This window comes from Stenotrophomonas sp. CASM110 (assembly GCF_049384345.1).
Taxonomy (GTDB): Bacteria; Pseudomonadota; Gammaproteobacteria; order Xanthomonadales; family Xanthomonadaceae; genus Stenotrophomonas; species Stenotrophomonas muris.
The window spans coordinates 1-450 of record NZ_JBMRGI010000056.1 but is presented as its reverse complement, the minus strand read 5'-3'; the positions used below and the strand labels follow the sequence as shown (position 1 = coordinate 450).

Annotated in this window: 1 pseudogene; it reads right to left on the bottom strand. The window is 61.1% G+C overall.

From position 1 onward, the window contains the following. Positions 1 to 415 (bottom strand): annotated as a pseudogene (locus tag VG561_RS21170) (NADH:flavin oxidoreductase/NADH oxidase); the annotation flags it as partial. Positions 416 to 450 lie beyond the last annotated feature (35 nt).

The following is a 450-nucleotide window of genomic DNA, read 5'->3' as shown; positions in this document are numbered from 1 at the left end:
CGCCAAAGGCGATCGGCGAGGGACCAAGGATCGCCCATCCTGCGGGATCATCGGCTGCGATGTGGTCATCGCCTTGCCATGGCCGATTTGCACTAGCCTTGCGCCCTGCGTGGCCGATCTGGATGCCAGCTACGGCACCGCCTTGCTTGATGGCAGAAGCGATGGCTGCCATTCCTGGAATTTGCTCATCACCCCACAGGCCAGCACATCCCGGGGTGATGCGTCCTTCCGGAGACACGGCGGTAGCCTCGACAATCACGAGCCCAGCGCCTCCGCGCGCAAGCGCGGCATAGTGGCTGAGATGCCAATCGTTGATACGGCCGTCCTCCGCACTGTACTGGCACATGGGCGGCACCGCGATACGATTCTTAAGAGTGACACCTTTGAGCTCGAATGGGCTAAACAGGGCAGACATAAACGGGGCTTTGGGGAGAGCAAGAGGAGCAAGCA